Source organism: Shewanella sp. 10N.286.52.B9 (assembly GCF_002873635.1).
Lineage (GTDB): Bacteria > Pseudomonadota > Gammaproteobacteria > Enterobacterales > Shewanellaceae > Shewanella.
The window spans coordinates 1-418 of record NZ_MCTY01000081.1 but is presented as its reverse complement, the minus strand read 5'-3'; the positions used below and the strand labels follow the sequence as shown (position 1 = coordinate 418).

The 418-nt window shown below is 41.1% G+C and carries 1 pseudogene; it reads right to left on the bottom strand.

The features are described 5' to 3' along the window. Nucleotides 1–418: pseudogene (locus tag BCU91_RS05910) on the bottom strand (transposase); the annotation flags it as partial.

Sequence of the window (418 nt, the reverse complement as noted above, 5' to 3'; positions counted from 1 at the left end):
AATCTGAAGTTTCAGGTGTTGCAGCCATTTGTGCGCGAATTGGATTCAAATCAACATACGCCATACAGGCGAGTACGGCCGCATCATCTAACAAGGCTTGAGATTTAAACCGCCCTTCCCAAAAACGGCCTGTACACTTGTCTTCTTTATTGGCCATTCTAGCAATCGGTTCACTCAAGGAACGCATAAACCAACTAATATCGGTTAAACGTTCTCGATATAGCCCAATACAATCATTAACCGTCTTTAATTCAAACTCATTAAGGACTTCAGCTTTAACAAATTTATGCGTCAACAGGGTGCCTTTAAAGCCTTTATGCCATTGGGTAAGCACATCTATATCAGACCATTCTTTGGCTTTATCCACATCGACTTTAAGCACCACATGTAAATGATTACTCATCACCGCATAAGCACA